Here is a 16,892-nt window from a genome sequence, read left to right on the forward strand (position 1 = left end):
GGATCCACCGTCGCAGCGGCACACCTGTCACGTCCATCGAATCTTTTCGACCATTCCCTTCAGAAGAACTGAAAGGTGCGTTCCCCGTCAGGAGAGCTGAAAGGTGAGGGCCGTCTCGATCGCCGCCGCGTCCGCGTCGTCCGCCGCCCACGCCACGTATCCGTCGGGCCGCACCAGCAGGGCCGTACGGCGGTCGCTCGCCCAGCGCTCCACGGTCAGCCAGTCCTCACCGGCACCCTCGCGCCCCGCCGCCTCCAGCGCCTTCGGCGTGATCAGTACGAACCGTCCGCCGCGCAGCGCCTCGTACAGGCGCCGTCCGCTCTCCAGAGCCACGTCCGGGACGCGCGTGCCGACGAGGCGGTGGGAGCCGCCCGGAGCCGGGTACTTGTAGCCGATGCCCGAGATCTGGGCCAGGGCCTTGGTCCGGGCGGGCCGGGCCGCGTTGACGAGGGCCGAGACCAGGCCGCGCACGGCGCGCAGTGCCGGGTTCTGTGCCCGGGCCAGCCGGACCAGCCCGCCGCTGCTGCGCAGTACCGACCTGCCGACCGGGTGGCGCTCGGCCTGGTAGCTGTCGAGGAGGCCCTCGGGCGCCCGGCCCTTGAGGACCGCTGCGAGCTTCCAGCCGAGGTTGGCCGCGTCCTGGAGGCCGGTGTTCATTCCCTGGCCGCCGGCCGGCGAGTGGACGTGCGCGGCGTCACCGGCCAGGAAGACCCGGCCGACCCGGTAGCGCGGCACCTGGCGCTCGTCGCTGTGGAACCGGGAGAGCCAGCGGGCGTCGTGCATACCGAAGTCGGTGCCCAGGGCGCGCCGGGTGACCTCCCTGACCTCGTCGAGGTCGAGCGGGGTGTCGTCGGGGACCTCGTGGTGGCGGTTCCAGCCCATGACGCGGTACCAGCCGTCGCCGAAGGAGGCGATCATCGCGAAGGCGTCGCCCGCGCCGTTGACGGTGAGCACGCTGTCGGGCCGCTCGGCGAGCCGGACGTCCGCGAGGAGCAGGGACCTGATGACGGCGACGCCGGGGAAGGGCAGTCCGAGGGCCTGGCGTACGGCGCTGCGGTGGCCGTCCGTGCCGACGACGTAGGCCGAGCGGTGGGTGACGACCGTCCCGTCCGGGCCGCGTACATCCAGGTCGACCCCGTCGTCGTCCTGCCGCAGGCCCACGACCTCGCTCTCGTGCCGGAACTCCACGCCGAGTTCCCGCGCCCGCCGCTCCAGCAGCCGCTCGACCTCGTACTGCGGGGTGATGAGCAGGAACGGGAAGCGCGACGGAAGCGTGCCGAGATCGAGGGAGAGGCGGCGGAACAGACGCAGCCGGGTGATGGTGCTGCCGGTGGCGATCAGCTCGTCGGCGATACCGCGGGCGTCGAGCTGCTCCAGGGTGCGGGCGTGCACGCCGAAGGCGCGGGAGAGGTTGCTGATCTCGCGGGGGCGCCGCTCGACGACGGTGACCGGGGTGCCGGCGGCGGCGAGGTCACCGGCCAGAAGGAGGCCGGTGGGGCCGGAGCCGACGATGGTCACGGAGTTGTTGGTGCCGGTGCCGTTCATGGAGGGCCTCCTGGGTGCCAACAGCTGTTCGCCAACACTTGTTGGCCAGCATTTGTTTGCCAACGCTTGTTGGTCAACGCTTGTTGGCAACCATAGGACGGCACACCACCGGAGTCAACAGTTGTTGGCCTACATGTGTTGACCTACGCTTGTGGGCATGAACCAGAGCAGCCCGAAGCCACCCGCACCGCCCGAACCGCCCGCCCCGCCCCGCCGCTCCGACGCCACGCGCACGGCGATCCTCGACGCGGCGCGCGAGCGCTTCGCTGCCGACGGGTACGAGCGCGCCACCATCCGCGCCATCGCCAAGCACGCGAACATCGATCCGTCGATGGTGATGCGCTACTACGGCAACAAGGAGGGCCTGTTCGCGGCGGCCGTCGCCATCGATCTGCGGCTGCCCGCCCCGGCGTCGGTGTCCCGCGAAGAGGCCGGCCGGGCGCTCGTGACGCACTTCCTGGACATGTGGGAGGAGAACGAGGTGCTCACGGCCCTGCTCCGGGTGGGCGCGACCAACCAGGCCGGGGCCGAGCGGATGCAGGGCGTCTTCGCGGACCAGCTGCTGCCGCTGGCCCGCCGGGTGTGCCCCGATCCCGAGCAGGCCCCGACCCGGGCCGCACTGGCGTCGTCCCAGCTGCTCGGGCTGGCGCTCACGCGCTACGTGCTGCGGTTTCCGCCGACGGTGGCACTGGCGCCCGAGGAGATCGTGGCCTGGATGGCGCCCACGGTGCAGCGGTATCTGACGGCGCCGTACCCGGAACGGGGATAGGTCGCCCGCCCATGGAAAACACGGAGGGCGCCGACAGAAAAACGCAGAGGGCACCGACCTCGGCGTACGTACGGCGGCGGATGCGCGTACGCACGACGGGGCAGGCGCCCTCGGAAAGCGCGCGGCAGGCTCGAAGAGCCGTGCGTCAGGCCTTCGCCTGAGCCTTGGTGCTGATGTTGGAGCTGGTCGTGTCCCGCTGCTTGTGTGACTTGTCCAGAACCATGACCAGACCCGCGATCACCAGAAAGATCACGGTCGGGGCAATGACGAACTGGGCCAGCGTCTCAATGACGCTCAGGCCCTGCCCGGGGTCGTCGCCGTCGTCACGCGCGAGCGCGAGCGCAGGGGACGACATGAGCAGCATCATCAGCGTCGTACCGGCGGCCAGGGCGCCGGCGCGCAGGGCGTTCTTCTTGTCCACGGGGCCAAAAGTACCGAACGCCGCCGAGGGCCGCGCGTCCGGGGGTGCCGTAGGCGCACCGGGCGGCCCGGACGCCGTGCGCGAACGGGCTAGCCCTGCCGGCCGGCCTCCCCCCGCAGCACCTCCACCAACGCCCGCACCCTCGGAGACTCCGCCAACTCCTCCAGCGTCACCGGCCTCCCCTCCGCGTCGGCGATCGGCAGCCGCCAGTTCGGGTACTGGTCCCAGGTCCCGGGCAGGTTCTGCGGCCGTCGGTCGCCCACGCCGTCCGGGAGCCAGACGCCGACCATCCGGGCCGGGGTGCGCAGCAGGAAGCGGTGGACGGCCTGGATCTCGGCCTCCTCCTCCGAGGCGCAGTGCCCGCCGTGCGTTCCCCGCAGCAGCTCCAGCCGGGACAGCAGCTCCAGCCACTCGCCGGTGTCCGCCGCCGCCTCCGCGCGCTCCTGCTCCAGAGGCCGGGTCAACAGGCCGAGGCCGTCGCGGAGTTCGACGTGTTCGCCGGTGAGGCGGGCCGCGGTAGGCGGCAGGTCGTGGGTGGTGGCGGTGGCGAGGCAGTCGGCGCGCCAGGACTGCGGCGGCAGCGGACGGCCGTCGCCGTCCCAGTCCCGCTCGAACCACAGCACCGAGGTGCCGAGCACGCCCCGCGAGCGCAGCCTCTCCCGCACCCCCGGCTCCACGGTGCCGAGATCCTCCCCGATCACCACCGCCCCGGCCAAGGAGGCCTCCAGCACCAGGATCGCGAGCATGGCCTCGGCGTCGTAGCGGACGTATGTCCCCTCCGTCGGCGGCTGCCCCTGCGGCACCCACCACAGTCGGAACAGCCCCATGACATGGTCGATGCGCAGGGCGCCGGCGTAGCGGAACAGCGCCCGCAGCAGTCGGCGGTACGGCTCGTACCCCGACTCGGCCAGCCGGTCCGGCCGCCAGGGCGGCAGCCCCCAGTCCTGGCCGCGCGCGTTGAACGCGTCCGGCGGGGCGCCCACCGACATCCCGGCCGCGAAGTACTCCTGCTGCGCCCAGGCGTCGGCGCCCTCGGGATGCACGCCGACCGCGAGGTCGTGCACGATCCCCACCGGCATCCCGGCCTCCCGGGCGACCCGCTGAGCGGCGGTCAGCTGGGTGTCGGTGAGCCAGGCGAGACGGCAGTGGAAGTCGACCCGGTCCATCAACTCGCGCCGCGCGTGGGCGGTTTCGGGCGACCGGGGATCCCGTAGCCCCTCCGGCCAGCGCCGCCAGTTGGAGCCGTGCACCTCGGCGAGCGCGCACCAGGTGGCGTGGTCCTCCAGGGCCTGTCCCTCCCGCGCGAGGAAGTCGGCGTAGGCGGCCCGCCGCCCCGGCCCGAGCGGAACCTCGCGCACCAGTTCCAGCGCTTCCCGCTTCGCCTCCCACACCGCGTCCCGGTCGATCAGCGCCCCCTTCTCCAGCACCGCTTCCCGCAGCCGCCCGGCCCGCTCCAGCAGCCCCCGCACGCGCTCGCGGTCCTCGACGTACACGAACTCGGGCACGTCCTCGACCCGCAGGTGCACGGGGTCGGGGAAGCGGCGGGACGACGGGCGGTAGGGGGACGGGTCGGTCGGGGCTCCGGGTACGGCCGCGTGCAGTGGGTTGACCTGGACGAATCCGGCGCCGAGCGCCCGGCCGGCCCAGTCGGCGAGTTCGGCGAGGTCACCGAGGTCGCCCATGCCCCAGGAGCGACGGGAGAGGAGTGAGTAGAGCTGGACCAGCAGACCGTAGGAGCGGCCGGGGGGTGCGGGCAGGCGGGGCGGGGCGACGACCAGGTGGCTGGTCGCCGTACGGCCGCCGGGGGTGGTCACCGTCAAACGGTGGACGCCCGGCGGCAGTTGGTCGGCGGCGGCGCGGGTCTCGCCCTGCTCGGTCTCGATGTGCAGCCGGGTGCCGGACGGCAGTGCGGCCAGCGCCTCGGGCTCGGCCCCGCTCCAGCACACCAACGTCGGCGGCAGCAGCCGTTCGGCCAGCTCCCGCTCCCGAGCGGCGAGCGCGGCACCGACGGCGGCGGGTGTGCTCGTGTCGACGCCGAGGGCGGTCAGGGCGCGGGTGAGTGCGGTCGCGGAGGCCGTGACCGTGCGGTCGGCGGACGGCTGGTAGGAGGTGGCCACGCCGTGCAGCTCGGCGAGCCGGGACAGGTCGTCGGAGGGGAGGCCTTCGGGGCCCTCCGGATCCTCGGCAGGGGCTTCGGCCGACCGCTGTCCTGTCATCTACGACCTCAGGGAGTCCATGTCCATGTCCATACCGATGTCCATACCCATGTCCCAGGTCGCTGCCTCACTCGTCAGCGGCGCGGCGTCGGCGAGCGGCGGCTCACTGGTGAGGGGCTCGGCGTCGGGGTGGGGAGGTTCGCTGGTGAGGGGGGTTTCGACGCAGGCGCCCTCGGCGCTGAAGACGCAGGCGTGCATCTCCGGCTCGATGGGCGCCTCAGGTTTGGAAAGGGCCGATGCTGTGGGCACGGGGCCTCCTCTTCGAGTACGGCATCACGGCTAACCGCAGCCCTACCCAGCGGGAGCGTCGGCAGACGTACGGATGGGAACAACGTGCGTGTCATCACATTCCGTTCCGCATATTTTCCGTCGCCGCGCCTTTGCAGAGGTCGATTCAGTCGTCACTATTCACTCAGTACATGTACTGAGTGCATAATGATCGGCATGAGCACCCGCCACATTCTGCTGGGCCTGCTCGCCACGGGGCCGAGCCATGGCTACGACCTCAAGCGGCGGCACGACGAACGCTTCCCGCAGGCCCGTCCGCTGGCCTACGGGCAGGTCTACACGACCTTGCAGCGGCTGGTCCGCGACGGGCTCGCCGAGGTCGACGGCATCGACTCGGACGGCGGGCCGGAACGGACCATGTACCGCTCGACGGACGACGGGACGCGCGAACTGGCCGAGTGGGCCGGGGAGATCGCGCCGCCGGCGCCGTTCGTGACGAACGAGATCTTCGCCAAGGTCGTCGTGTCGATCCTGTCCGGCGGTGACCCCGAGGCCTATCTACGGGCCCAGCGCGCCGCCCACATGGAGCGCATGCGGGAGCTCACGGCGGTCAAGACAGCGCCCGGCGCCGATCTCGCGACGGTGCTCTCGGCGGACTACGCCCTCAACCACCTCGACGCCGACCTCCGCTGGATGACGACCACGGCGGCCCGGCTCACCACCCTGACCGCGGAGGTCGACTCGGCATGAGCCTGACGGGCGCCGCGATCCTCGTCGCCCTCGCCCTCGTCCTGTCGGCGCTGGCCGTCGGCACCACCGAGTCGCTGGCCACCCGGCGCCGGGGGCTGGCCGCGCAGTTCGCCGCCGGGGTGCCGAGCGCGGTGCTGCGGCGGGCGCTGCTGCTGGAGACCGCGCTGCCGCTGGCACCCGCGGTCGCGGTGGCGGGCCTCGGCGGCATGACGATCGGCGCGTGGTACGCCGCGATCACCACGGAGCACACGACGCCGGACGTGCCGTACCTGACTCTGCTGGTCCCGGTCGCCGTCTACGCCGCCTGTCTGCTGGCCTCGGCCACGTCACTGCCGCTGCTGCGGCGGGCGCTGCGGCCGGCGGAGCTGCGGTACGTCTGAGCGGCCCGCGGCGCCTGCGGTACGGGTGAGCAGGGTGTACGGCCTGCTCGACACCCCGCTCGGGTGCCCGGGCAGCCGTCCGGCCCCGAGGGCACGGGGGATCCTCGGGGCCGGGTGGCGCACATGCCGTACGCCGGGTGTGCGAAGGCCCGGATCGTCAGGCGGAAATGCCGTCGATCCGGGCCATGGCGTCCTCCGCGCCGAACGGCTGCAAGTACGGCAGCCAGCGCGGGTCCCTGTGCCCGGTGCCGATGATGCGCCAGGCGAGACCGGTGGGTGGGGCAGGTTTGTGGCGCAGCCGCCAGCCGATTTCGAAGAGGTGTCGGTCGGCCTTCACGTGGTTGCAGCGGCGGCAGGACGCCACCACGTTGTCCCAGACGTGCTTGCCCCCGCGGCTGCGCGGAATGACATGGTCGACGCTGGTTGCGACGCCACCGCAGTACATGCACCGGCCCCCGTCGCGCGCGAAGAGCGCCCTGCGGGTAAGAGGAACGGGCCCCCGATAGGGAACCCGAACGAATCGCTTGAGCCGGACCACGCTGGGTGCGGGGACTGTGACGGTTGCGCTGTGCATGAAGGCGCCGGTCTCCTCGAGGCATACGGCCTTGTTCTCGAGGACGAGGACGAGCGCGCGGCGGAGCGGTACGACGCCGAGCGGCTCGTACGACGCGTTGAGGACCAGGACATGCGGCACGGATGCCTCCTTGGGCGTCGGCGGCGCGTGGCTCGCGCCGGGACGATCTGTAGTCAGTCTCCACTCTCACCTGGTGAAAGCGCCACCATGTCCCGGTAACGGGCCGGGAGTGTTTTCAACCACATCTGATTCATCCCCTGGGCGATGAACGGTTCATCCCTCCAGTTCATCCCCACGTGGGCACGATTCCTCCCTCGAACATCGCGACGACCCACACACGATGCCCCGATAGTGTGGTGGGCCTGCCCCGCCGGTGACCTTTTCGTGACCCTGACCGACCTTGACCGCCTACCGGTGGGGCGGGCCGCTGCACTGGAGGTACCTGCCGTGTCCCTGCCCGCCGTCCTACTGGCCGCCGGTTCGTCGCCGTCCCCGACACCCTCGGAGACGACGACCCCTGCGGTCCCCTCGCTCCAGGACGCCCACGAGAGCGCGACACAGGCCGCCAGCTGGGTCGAGCAGAACTGGTCGACCTGGCTCGCGATCAGCCTCAGGGTCCTGTTGATCCTGGTGATAGCGGCGGTGCTGAGAGTGGCCGTGCGGCGGGCGATCACCAAGCTCATAGACCGGATGAACCGCACCGCCCAGGCGGTGGACGGCACGGCTCTGGGCGGCCTGCTGGTCAATGTCGAGCGCCGTCGTCAGCGCTCGCAGGCGATCGGGTCGGTGCTGCGCTCGGTGGCCAGCTTCCTGATCATGGGCACGGCCGCGCTGATGGTCCTGGCCACCTTCGAGATCAACCTGGCTCCGCTGCTGGCCTCCGCCGGTGTCGCGGGTGTGGCGATCGGTTTCGGCGCCCGCAACCTGGTCACCGACTTCCTCTCCGGCGTCTTCATGATCCTGGAGGACCAGTACGGCGTCGGTGACTCGATCGACGCGGGCGTGGCCTCCGGCGAGGTCATCGAGGTCGGCCTGCGCGTGACCAAGCTGCGCGGCGACAACGGCGAGATCTGGTACGTCCGCAACGGCGAGGTCAAGCGCATCGGCAACCTCTCGCAGGGCTGGTCGACGGCCGGTGTGGACGTCACCGTCCGCTCCTCGGAGGACCTGGACAAGGTCCGCAGCGCCATCGGCGAGGTCGGCGAGAAGATGAGCAAGGAAGAGCCCTGGAACGAGCTCCTGTGGGGCCCGATCGAGGTGCTCGGTCTGGACAGTGTCCTGCTGGACTCGATGGTCGTGCGCGTCTCGGCCAAGACCATGCCGGGCAAGGCCCTCACGGTGGAACGCGAACTGCGCTGGCGCATCAAGCGCGCCTTCGACGCCGCGGACATCCCGATCGTCGGCCGCACCCCGCTGATGATCGACGAGGAGGCCACGACCGACCCGACGGCGGGCATGGCCGCCCCCTCGGCCTACGCCAGCACCACCTCGCCCCAGTCCCAGGCGGCCACGCCACTGACGCCACCGAGCGTGACGAAGTAGGCGAGCCTCAGTCGAGCCACCGCGGCCGGGCTTCGTACGCGCACAACCGGCGGTTGTGGTGGGGCCGCGCAGCGGTTGTTTGATCTGCCGCTCCTGGCTGGCTTGGATGCTCGGGTCGACGTCAGGCCGTCGCGCATGAGCAGGACGGCGCACGGCCGGGCGGTACGGAGCGGAGCAGAGGCGAGGCGAGCGGGGTCGTGGCGGGGGCGGGCGGGCGGTCGCTGGGGCGGCGGTTCGGGTGGCTGTGGGCGGCCTACGCGGTCAGCGCGTTCGGCACCTGGCTGGCCTTCGACGCGTTCTCACTGATCGCGGTCGTCGTGCTGCACGCCGGTGCGACCGAGGTGGCGCTGCTGTCGGCCTCGGGGCTCGCGGTGGGGGCGGCGCTGGCGCTGCCGCTCGGGGCGTGGGTGGAGTTCCGCCCGAAGCGGCCCGTGTTGGTCGCGGCGGATCTGGTCCGGTGCGCGGCGCTGCTCAGTCTCCCCGTCGCGTTCGCGCTGGACGCGCTCGACCTCGGTCAGCTGCTGGTGGTGTCGGTGGCAGTCGCCGCGGCGGACATCACGTTCAACGCGGCGAGCGGGGCGTATGTGAAGTCCCTCGTGCCGCCGGAGGACCTGCTGGTGGCCAACGGCCGCTTCGAGGCCACGATGTGGACGGCCACGGCGCTCGGCCCACCGCTCGGCGGGGCGGCGGTCGGGGTGTTCGGCCCGATGGCGACGGTGCTGGCGAACGCGGTCAGCTTCCTTCTGTCGGCGCTGGGGATCCGGGCGATCGAGGGGAAGGAAGGCCAACAGAACCCTGCTGACACACCCGCCGACACACCCTCGGGCTCACGGGCGAGCGGCCTGCGGGCGGCCGACCTCCGGGCGGGCTGGCGGCACATCCTCACCCACCCCACCCTGCGTCCGCTCTTCCTCAACACGGCCCTGGTCAACTCCCTGATCATGGCGCAAGCCCCCCTGCTCGCCGTCCTCATGCTCGGCCGACTCGGCTTCGCCCCCTGGCAGTACGGCCTCGCGTTCGCCGTGCCGTGCCTCGGCGGTCTGCTGGGCTCACGCCTGTCCCGGCGCCTGACCGCCCGGCACGGCCGGCACCGGATCCTGCTCGTCGCGGGCACCCTGCGCGCCTGCTGGCCCGTCGGCCTGGCCTTCGTCGGCCCGGGCACACCCGGCCTCGTCCTCGTCATGGCCGTCGAGTTCGGCCTGATCACCTGCGCGGGCGTCTTCACCCCGGTGCTCGCCACCCACCGCCTCGACCAGACCCCACCGGACCGGGTGACCCGCACCCTGTCGGCATGGACGATCACCGTCCGGATGACGACGGCGGCCATGACCGCGCTGTGGGGCCTGCTGGCGACGGCGGCCGGCCCGCGCGCCGCGATCGCCCTCGCCGGGCTCCTGCTGCTGGCGACGCCGCTCCTGCTCCCGTGGCACGAGCACGCAACGCGGGTCGACGCCCTCAAGTAACGACTCTGTTGCCTGCCGGCCTTCTCTTGACGTCACCTTCTCGCCGGGCTTACGTTCCTCCGCAGCGAATAGGAAACTTTCCTAACAACTCACTTCCAACCACTTTCCCAACAACTTTCCCGACGACTTTCCCAACGGTGATCGACAGAGGTGCCTGGATGGACTTCGGTCGTAGATCACTGAGAAGCTGGTCAGCTGAGAGGCAGGTGTCGATTCATGGCAGGAACCGCCGGTACGCCGGGCACCCCGCGCGTCCTGCGCGCCATGAACGACCGTGCCGCCCTGGACCTCCTCCTGGAGCACGGGCCGCTGTCCCGCACGCGGATCGGCAAGCTCACCGGCCTGTCCAAGCCGACCGCCTCCCAGCTGCTGGCCCGCCTGGAGGCCGCCGGCCTCGTCCTGGCGACCGGCACGACGGAGGGCCGCCCCGGCCCCAACGCCCAGCTGTACGAGGTCAATCCGACCGCCGCGTACGCCGCCGGGCTCGACGTCACCCCCGAGCGCATCCTCGCCGCCGTCTCCGACATCACGGGCCGCACGGTCGGGTCGTACGAACTGCCCACCCCCGGCAGACGCCCGTCCCAGCCCGTCGTCCGGCAGGTCACCGACGCCCTGGACGGCGCGGTGAAGGCGGCGGGCCTGGCCCGCGACGACGTCCACCGACTCGTCATCGGCACCCCCGGCGCCTTCGACCCCAACACGGGCCGGCTGCGCTACGCCTCCCACCTCCCCGGCTGGCACACCCCCGCGCTGCTCGACGAACTCGCCGCCGCCCTGCCTATGCCGGTCGAGTACGAGAACGACGTCAACCTCGTGGCGGTGGCCGAGCAGCGGCTCGGCGCGGCCCGCGGCCACGAGGACTTCGTGCTGCTGTGGAACGAGGGCGGCCTGGGTGCCGCCCTGGTCCTCGGCGGCCGGCTGCACCGCGGCTGGACCGGCGGCGCGGGCGAGGTAGGTTTCCTGCCGGTTCCGGGCACGCCCCTGGTCCGGCAGGTCAGGAAAGCCAACAGTGGTGGCTATCAGGAGCTGGCCGGCTCCCAGGCCATCCCCCGGCTGGCACGCCAGATCGGCATGACGAGCATCCCGTCGACGCCGTACGCCGAGGCCGCCGCCACCCTTGTCGCACGGGCCGCCGCCGAGGACACCGTCCTGCACCGGCTGCTCCTGCAGACCTACGCGACCCGGCTGGCCACCGGTCTGGCCTCGCTGGTCTCCGTCCTCGACCCCGAACTGGTCGTCCTCAGCGGCGCTTCCCTCACCAACGGCGGTGAGGTGCTGCGCGCCCTGGTCCAGGCCGAGTTGGAGGAACTGGCCGCGTCCCGGCCCCGGCTCGTGGTCGGCGACGTCCGTGAACACCCCGTGCTGCGGGGCGCGCTGGAGAGCGCGCTCGCGACGACACGCGACGAGGTCTTCAACACCTCAGGCTGACCGCCCGCCCCGCCGACTCATCTCCTCACCCACACCTCAGCTCACCCCCCCCCCGCCTTCCCTTCACCCACCCCGTCCCGCCCCTGGGAGACCTCGCCATGCCCGGAAAGTCCTGGAAAGTCATACCCTCAGCATCCCGCAAGACCGCTGCCGCACTCGCCGCCTCCGCCTCCCTGGCCCTGCTCGCCACGGCCTGTACGGGCCAGTCGGAGTCCGCTGCCGACGACGACCCCAACGCCAGCACGACGATCACCTTCTGGCACGGCTGGAGCGCGCCCGCCGAGGTCAAGGCGATCCAGGAGAACGTCGACCGCTTCGAGCAGGCCCACCCGAACATCACCGTGAAGGTCGTCGGCAACATCAACGACGACAAGCTCAACCAGGCGCTGCGCGCGGGCGGTTCGAACGGACCGGACGTGGTGTCGTCGTTCACGACCTCCAACGTCGGCAAGTTCTGCTCCTCCGGCGCCTTCCTCGACCTGAAGCCCTTCATCGAGAAGTCGAAGCTCGATCTCGAGAAGATCGTCCCGAAGCCGATGCTGGACTACACCCAGTTCGAGGGCACCCGCTGCGCGCTGCCGCTGCTGGGCGACGCCTACGGCCTCTACTACAACAAGGACGCCTTCGAGAAGGCGGGCATCAAGTCGCCGCCGAAGACCTGGTCGGAGTTCGCGAAGGACGCCAAGAAGCTGACGAAGACCGAGGGCGACAGCTACGAGCAGCTCGGCTTCATGCCGACGTACCACGGCTACGAGACGGTCGTGGACCACTACATGTCCCAGTGGGACCACGCCTACTTCGACAAGGACGGCAAGTCCAACATCGCCAAGGACCCGGCCTTCGCCGAGATGTTCACGTACCAGAAGAAGCTCATCGACGACCTCGGCGGCTTCGCGAAGCTGGAGAAGTACCGCAACACCTTCGGTGACGAGTGGGGCGCCAAGCACCCGTTCCAGACCGGCCAGGTGGCCATGCAGCTCGACGGCGAGTGGCGGCTCGGGATGGCGAAGGACGCCGGCGTCGACTTCGAGATCGGCACCGCCCCGATGCCCGTCGCCGACGACGAGGCCGACGAGTACGGCAAGGGATTCCTCTCCGGCACGATCATCGGCATAGCCCCGCAGAGCGAGAAGCAGAACGCCGCCTGGGAACTGGTGAAGTACCTGACCACCGACACCGAGGCCGTCGTCTCCTTCGCCAACGCCATCCACAACGTGCCCTCCACGTTCGCCGCCCTGAAGTCGCCCGACCTGACGGTGGACCCCGGCTTCAAGACGTTCCTGGACATCGCCCAGAACCCGAAGTCGAACACCCCGCCGGCCTCCGTCAACGGCTCCACGTACCAGACGACGCTGCAGGACTTCGGCTACCAGTACGAGTCCGGCAAGGTGAAGGACCTCGAGGCCGGCCTGGAGAAGACGGCCGAGCAGATCGACACCGACATCGAGCAGGCGAAGTAGCGCGCCCGATGTCCACGCACACTCTCCGCGCGAAGCGCCGCAGGTCGGCGCTTCGAACGGTGGCCTTCCTGTCACCGTGGCTCATCGGTTTCGGCGTCTTCTTCGCCTATCCACTGGTGTCCACCGTGTACTTCTCGTTCATGAAGTACGACGGCTTCGGCACACCGGCCTTCCGCGGCCTGGGCAACTGGGCCTACGTCTTCAACGACTACCCGCTGTTCTGGCCGGCGCTGCGCAACACGCTCTGGCTGGTGCTGGTGATGGTGACCTGCCGGGTGGTGTTCGGCCTCGGCATCGGTCTGCTCATCACGAAGATCAAGACCGGCACGGGCATCTTCCGCACCCTCTTCTACCTGCCCTACCTCGCCCCACCGGTCGCCGCGACCCTGGCCTTCGTCTTCCTCCTCAACCCCGGTACCGGACCGGTGAACTCGGTCCTGGACAGCCTGGGGCTGCCGACCCCCGGCTGGTTCACGGACCCCGCCTGGTCCAAGCCGGCCCTCACCGCGCTCGCGCTGTGGGGCGTGGGCGACCTCATGGTCATCTTCATGGCCGCGCTGCTCGACGTACCGAAGGAGCAGTACGAGGCGGCGGAGCTGGACGGCACGTCGGCCTGGCAGCGGTTCCGGTACGTCACCCTGCCGAACATCTCGCCGATCGTGATGTTCGCCGTCGTCACGGGCGTGATCCAGACGATGCAGTACTACACACAGCCCCTGGTGGCCGGGAAGGTCGCCTCCGGCATCATCGGCGGCTCCGGCCAGCAGTTCGAGCCCGGCTACCCGGACAAGTCCACGCTGACCCTCCCCCAGCTCGTCTACAACCTCGGCTTCCAGCGCTTCGACTACGGCTCGGCCTGTGTGGTCGCGCTCGTACTGTTCGCCCTCGCCATGGCGTTCACCGCGCTGCTGATGCGGCGCCGGGGCGGACTGATCCAGGCAGGTGACTGACCATGACCCAAGTGCTGGACAAGCCGGTGCGGTTGAACACCCCGGCCACCGCCGAGCGCACGGCCCGCCGCAGGGCGCTCCTGGAATGGATAGCGGTCCACTCCCTCGGTATCGCGGCGGCGCTCTTCTTCACCCTGCCCTTCGTGTTCGTCGTCCTGACCTCGCTGATGAGCGACCAGCAGGCGCTCACCCGGGACCTGGTCCCGGACACCTGGGAATGGAGCAACTACACCAAGGTCTTCGACACACCCGGCTTTCTGACCTGGTGGAAGAACACGCTGATCTACGCGGGCCTCGGCACCGTCCTCACGGTCGTGTCGTCCGTCCCCGTGGCCTACGCGCTCGCCAAGTTCCGCTTCCGCGGCCGGAACCTGTCCCTGATGCTGGTCATCTCGATGATGATGCTGCCGCCCCAGGTGGTCATCATCCCGATGTACCTGTTCTGGGCGAAGCAGCTGGACCTCTCGGGCACCCTCTGGCCCCTGATCATCCCCATGGCGTTCGGGGACGCGTTCTCGATCTTCCTCCTCCGCCAGTTCCTCACGACCATCCCGAACGAGTACCTGGACGCGGCAAGGGTCGACGGCTGCGGTGAACTCCGCACACTCCTGCGGGTGGTCCTTCCCATGGCGAAACCGGGCATAGCCGCTGTGGCCCTGTTCCAGTTCTTCTACGCGTGGAACGACTACTTCGGCCCCCAGATCTACGCGTCCGAGAACCCGGGCGCCTGGACGCTCTCCTACGGCCTGGAGTCGTTCAAGGGCGCGCACCACACCGACTGGAACCTGACGATGGCCGCGACCGTACTGGTGATGGCCCCGGTGATCGTCGTGTTCTTCTTCGCCCAGAAGGCGTTCGTAGAGGGCGTCACACTAACCGGAGTAAAGGGTTGAACGACCTATGAAACTCACCGTGGTCGGCGGCGGCTCGACCTACACCCCCGAACTCGTCGACGGCTTCGCCCGCCTCCGGGACACGCTCCCCATAGCGGAACTGGTCCTGATGGACCCGGCGACGGACCGCCTGGAACTGATCGGTGCCCTGGCCCGCCGTATCTTCACCCGCCAGGCCCACAACGGCACGATCACCACCACCACGGACCTGGACGAGGCCGTGGACGGCGCCGACGCGGTCCTCCTCCAGCTCCGGGTGGGCGGCCAGGCGGCCCGCCAAAAGGACGAGACCTGGCCCCTGGAATGCGGCTGCGTGGGCCAGGAGACGACGGGCGCCGGCGGCCTGGCGAAGGCCCTGCGCACGGTCCCGATCGTCCTCGACATCGCGGACCGCGTCCGCCGCGCCAACCCCACCGCCTGGATCATCGACTTCACCAACCCGGTCGGCATCGTGACCCGCGCGCTGCTCCAGGAGGGCCACAAGGCGGTCGGCCTGTGCAACGTGGCGATCGGCTTCCAGCGCAAGTTCGCGGCGATGCTCGGCGTGTCCGCCTCCGACGTCCACCTCGACCACGTGGGCCTCAACCACCTCACCTGGGAGACCGCCGTACGCCTGGGCGGCCCCGAGGGCGAGGACGTCCTGCCGAAGCTCCTGACCGACCACGGCGACACGATCGCCGCGGACCTGCACCTCCCGCGCGTCCTCCTGGACCGGCTTGCGGTGGTCCCCTCCTACTACCTGCGCTACTACTACGCGCACGACGAGGTGGTACGGGAGCTGCGGACCAAACCGTCCCGCGCCGCGGAAGTGGCCGAAATGGAAAGAAAGTTGCTCACCCTCTACGCCGACCCGTCCCTCGACGAGAAGCCGGAGTTGCTCTCCAAACGAGGCGGCGCGTACTACTCGGAGGCGGCGGTGGACCTGGCGGCGGCCCTGCTGAGCGGCGCGGGCAGCCCCTACCAGGTGGTCAACACGTACAACAGGGGCACGCTCCCCTTCCTCCCCGACGACGCGGTGATCGAGGTACAGGCAGCGGTGGGCCGACAGGGCCCCGTCCCGCTCTCGGTCCCCACCACGGACCCGCTCTACGCGGGCCTGATGGCCCAGGTGACGGCCTACGAGGACCTGGCGCTGGACGCGGCCCTGCGCGGCGGCCGCAACCGGGTCTTCAAGACACTGCTCTCCCACCCCCTCGTCGGCCAGTACGAGTACGCGGAGCAGCTCACCGACCGACTGATCGCACACAACCGGGAGCATCTCGCGTGGGCATGACCGCACGTGTCCTCGCCGTAGACGCGGGCAACAGCAAGACCGACGTGGCGGTGGTGGCGGCCGACGGAACCGTCCTGGCCGCCGCCCGCGGCGGAGGGTTCCGGCCCCCGGCGGTGGGCGTGGAGCAGGCGATGGACACCCTCGCCAAGGCCGTGGAACAAGCCCTCACGACCGCAGGCGTGACGTCCGTCGACCATGTCTCGGCCTGCCTGGCGAACGCCGACTTCCCGGTGGAGGAGGAGACCCTGGCGGCCGCGCTGCGCGCACGCGCGTGGGGCACGAGCGTCGAGGTCCGCAACGACACCTTCGCGATCCTCCGGGCGGGTGTGACGGAGCCCCGCGGTGTGGCCGTCGTCTGCGGCGCCGGCATCAACTGCGTGGGCATGCGCCCCGACGGCCGCACGGCCCGCTTCCCGGCCCTCGGCCGTGTCTCCGGTGACTGGGGTGGTGGCTGGGGCCTGGCGGAAGAGGCCATGTGGCACGCGGCCCGAGCGGAGGACGGCCGAGGCGCGCCCACGTCCCTCTCCCGAACCCTTCCCGCCCACTTCGGCCTCCCCACGATGTACGCCCTCATCGAGGCCCTCCACCTGGAGCACATCGAGGAGATCCGCCGCCATGAGCTGACGCCGGTCCTCTTCACCACCGCGGCTGCCGGCGACCCGATCGCCCGCGGAATCGTGGACCGCCTGGCCGACGAGGTGGTCACGATGGCGACGGTCGCCCTGACCCGCCTCGGCCTACTGGAGGAGGAGACACCTGTCCTGCTGGGCGGCGGTGTACTGGCGGCCCGCCACCCCCAACTGATCGACGGAATCCGGGACCTGCTGTCCTCGCGCGCCCCCAAAGCGGTGCCGACCGTGGTCACGGCGAGTCCGGTGCTGGGGGCGGCGTTGCTGGGGCTGGACGCGGTGGGGGCGCACATGGACGTACACACACGCCTCCGCCAACACTTCGAGCCCTGACCGGAGTTTCTCGCCCCCGCCGCCCCTACCCGTCCCAT

The 16,892-nt window shown here is 70.7% G+C and carries 15 protein-coding genes and 1 pseudogene; 11 read left to right on the plus strand and 5 right to left on the minus strand.

The genetic code is table 11. The annotated features are described in order from the left end of the window. Window positions 1-87: 87 nt before the first annotated feature. Window positions 88-1,545 carry an FAD-dependent monooxygenase gene (locus tag ACZ7NC_RS21290; RefSeq protein ID WP_471490344.1) on the minus strand — a complete coding sequence of 486 codons (1,458 nt, stop codon included), beginning with the start codon at window positions 1,543-1,545 and terminating at the stop codon, window positions 88-90. Window positions 1,546-1,702: 157 nt separating this feature from the next. On the opposite strand from ACZ7NC_RS21290, the gene ACZ7NC_RS21295 reads away from it, so the two are divergent. Next, window positions 1,703-2,314 carry a TetR/AcrR family transcriptional regulator gene (locus ACZ7NC_RS21295; protein ID WP_471490345.1) on the plus strand — a complete coding sequence of 204 codons (612 nt, stop codon included), beginning with the start codon at window positions 1,703-1,705 and terminating at the stop codon, window positions 2,312-2,314. 145 nt (window positions 2,315-2,459) lie between these two features. Here ACZ7NC_RS21295 and ACZ7NC_RS21300 read toward each other — a convergent pair whose 3' ends face one another. The 3 genes from ACZ7NC_RS21300 to ACZ7NC_RS21310 form a co-directional block, all read right to left on the minus strand. After that, window positions 2,460-2,735: a hypothetical protein gene (locus tag ACZ7NC_RS21300; protein ID WP_471490347.1), complete on the minus strand. Its 276-nt coding sequence runs from the start codon at window positions 2,733-2,735 to the stop codon at window positions 2,460-2,462. A gap of 89 nt (window positions 2,736-2,824) precedes the next feature. Further along, on the minus strand, window positions 2,825-4,951 hold the full coding sequence (malQ, locus tag ACZ7NC_RS21305; protein WP_471490348.1) for a 4-alpha-glucanotransferase: 2,127 nt from the start codon (window positions 4,949-4,951) through the stop codon (window positions 2,825-2,827). After that, window positions 4,952-5,149, minus strand: coding sequence for a hypothetical protein (locus ACZ7NC_RS21310; RefSeq protein WP_471490471.1), 198 nt, complete (start codon window positions 5,147-5,149; stop codon window positions 4,952-4,954). It abuts the gene before it with no gap. A gap of 246 nt (window positions 5,150-5,395) precedes the next feature. Here ACZ7NC_RS21310 and ACZ7NC_RS21315 point away from each other — a divergent pair, with 246 nt between their 5' ends. Together ACZ7NC_RS21315 and ACZ7NC_RS21320 are read left to right on the plus strand one after the other, a co-directional pair. Beyond that, a complete protein-coding gene (locus ACZ7NC_RS21315; protein ID WP_471490350.1) occupies window positions 5,396-5,929 on the plus strand; it encodes a PadR family transcriptional regulator in 534 nt (177 codons plus the stop codon). After that, window positions 5,923-6,309, plus strand: a pseudogene (locus ACZ7NC_RS21320) (FtsX-like permease family protein); the annotation flags it as partial. The gene ACZ7NC_RS21315 and the pseudogene ACZ7NC_RS21320, both read left to right, overlap by 7 nt. Before the next feature lie 157 nt (window positions 6,310-6,466). Here the strand turns inward: ACZ7NC_RS21320 and ACZ7NC_RS21325 are convergent. Beyond that, window positions 6,467-7,003 carry an HNH endonuclease gene (locus tag ACZ7NC_RS21325; protein ID WP_471490351.1) on the minus strand — a complete coding sequence of 179 codons (537 nt, stop codon included), beginning with the start codon at window positions 7,001-7,003 and terminating at the stop codon, window positions 6,467-6,469. Between the two features lie 327 nt (window positions 7,004-7,330). Between ACZ7NC_RS21325 and ACZ7NC_RS21330 the strand changes: the two genes are divergently transcribed. The 8 genes from ACZ7NC_RS21330 (at window position 7,331) to ACZ7NC_RS21365 (ending at window position 16,854) form a co-directional block, all read left to right on the plus strand. Next, window positions 7,331-8,425 carry a mechanosensitive ion channel family protein gene (locus ACZ7NC_RS21330; protein ID WP_471490353.1) on the plus strand — a complete coding sequence of 365 codons (1,095 nt, stop codon included), beginning with the start codon at window positions 7,331-7,333 and terminating at the stop codon, window positions 8,423-8,425. Window positions 8,426-8,622: 197 nt separating this feature from the next. Next, window positions 8,623-9,888, plus strand: a complete 1,266-nt coding sequence (locus ACZ7NC_RS21335) for an MFS transporter (protein ID WP_471490355.1) — start codon at window positions 8,623-8,625, stop codon at window positions 9,886-9,888. A gap of 216 nt (window positions 9,889-10,104) precedes the next feature. Then, a complete protein-coding gene (locus ACZ7NC_RS21340) occupies window positions 10,105-11,316 on the plus strand; it encodes an ROK family transcriptional regulator (protein ID WP_471490357.1) in 1,212 nt (403 codons plus the stop codon). Window positions 11,317-11,414: 98 nt separating this feature from the next. Continuing rightward, window positions 11,415-12,776 (plus strand): ABC transporter substrate-binding protein, encoded by a 1,362-nt coding sequence (locus ACZ7NC_RS21345; protein WP_471490359.1) that lies wholly within the window; start codon window positions 11,415-11,417, stop codon window positions 12,774-12,776. 8 nt (window positions 12,777-12,784) lie between these two features. Continuing rightward, on the plus strand, window positions 12,785-13,726 hold the full coding sequence (locus tag ACZ7NC_RS21350; protein ID WP_471490361.1) for a carbohydrate ABC transporter permease: 942 nt from the start codon (window positions 12,785-12,787) through the stop codon (window positions 13,724-13,726). A gap of 2 nt (window positions 13,727-13,728) precedes the next feature. Next, on the plus strand, window positions 13,729-14,619 hold the full coding sequence (locus ACZ7NC_RS21355; RefSeq protein ID WP_471490362.1) for a carbohydrate ABC transporter permease: 891 nt from the start codon (window positions 13,729-13,731) through the stop codon (window positions 14,617-14,619). Window positions 14,620-14,626: 7 nt separating this feature from the next. Further along, complete coding sequence (locus tag ACZ7NC_RS21360; RefSeq protein WP_471490364.1) at window positions 14,627-15,892, plus strand: 6-phospho-beta-glucosidase; 1,266 nt, start codon at window positions 14,627-14,629, stop codon at window positions 15,890-15,892. After that, the gene (locus ACZ7NC_RS21365; RefSeq protein ID WP_471490365.1) at window positions 15,883-16,854 is read left to right on the plus strand and encodes an N-acetylglucosamine kinase; all 972 of its coding nucleotides are present in this window, start codon (window positions 15,883-15,885) and stop codon (window positions 16,852-16,854) included. Before ACZ7NC_RS21360 ends, ACZ7NC_RS21365 begins: the two co-directional genes overlap by 10 nt. The last annotated feature ends 38 nt before the right edge of the window (window positions 16,855-16,892 follow it).

The sequence above is a fragment of the Streptomyces sp. NPDC111802 genome (genome assembly GCF_055634335.1).